Source organism: Brasilonema bromeliae SPC951 (assembly GCF_012912135.1).
Taxonomy (GTDB): domain Bacteria; phylum Cyanobacteriota; class Cyanobacteriia; order Cyanobacteriales; family Nostocaceae; genus Brasilonema; species Brasilonema bromeliae.
Genome location: NZ_QMEB01000439.1, coordinates 1 through 908, shown reverse-complemented (window position 1 = coordinate 908; position 908 = coordinate 1). Strand labels below are relative to the sequence as shown.

The following is a 908-nucleotide window of genomic DNA, read 5'->3' as shown; positions in this document are numbered from 1 at the left end:
TGGTTAACTTATGTACGGGCTGATTACCGTGATTCAGTTAACAACGAATCGCACTTCTGACTCTTCTTCGTGGATCTCGATAGTCCAGCGTGCGTGAAATAGCCCAGTCGTCGCAAGACGCATGAACAGGTCTCGTAACGGTGCGGGGTAGAGGACGCAAGCGTCCAGGACCGCGACGCCGACCAACATCTCAGTCAATATCCCATCCCGAGGTCTTGTCCTTCTTTGACAAGCTCGTCGAGCGCCTCATGCCGGAGTCGGTCGGTGGTCTGCTTGTAGCGAAGCACATCAGCGGCAAGAACCCGTCGATACACGCCAACTTTACGGCTCGGAATCTTTCCTTCGTCCAGAAGTTTCACCAGATAAGGACGAGACACGTCCAGTATATCAGCCGCCTGTTGCGTCGTAAGCTCTGCCTGGGTCGGGAGTATGGTGATGGGATGCCCGTCCTTTACATGCTTCAAGACGTCCACGAGGAGCCGAAAGACCGCCCCCGGCATCGTGATAGTCGCACCGCCAAGCTCCGGCTCGACCAGGGAAAGCGTGACATGCTCTGGCGGATTCTCAAGGAAATTCCCGAGCGTATTCAGCGCCTCCTCTGCCAGCACGGCGGCTTCGGGGGTAGGAACAAGCGGGTTGACAAGGTGTCGGGTCATAGAGGCTCTTTACCGAGACACAAATTCTTCGTTTACCATAGCACACACGCGAAATGGACGCAACAGTCGAAATGGGCGCAAAGAATCAGTTATCAGTTATCAGTTATCAGTTACCAGCAAACAAGGCAACAGGCAATAAGTAGATGAACACAAATATTTACAGTCATTGCGAGCGAAGCGAAGCAATCCCAGCCCTTGCGATTGCTTCATTTCGCTTCGCTCCATTCGCAATGACATTGTGTAATTAATTAT

The 908-nt window shown here is 52.6% G+C and carries 1 protein-coding gene; it reads right to left on the bottom strand.

The genetic code is table 11. The features are described 5' to 3' along the window. Positions 1-194: 194 nt before the first annotated feature. Positions 195-656, bottom strand: a complete 462-nt coding sequence (locus DP116_RS28340; protein ID WP_169158263.1) for a helix-turn-helix domain-containing protein — start codon at positions 654-656, stop codon at positions 195-197. Between the last annotated feature and the right edge of the window lie 252 nt (positions 657-908).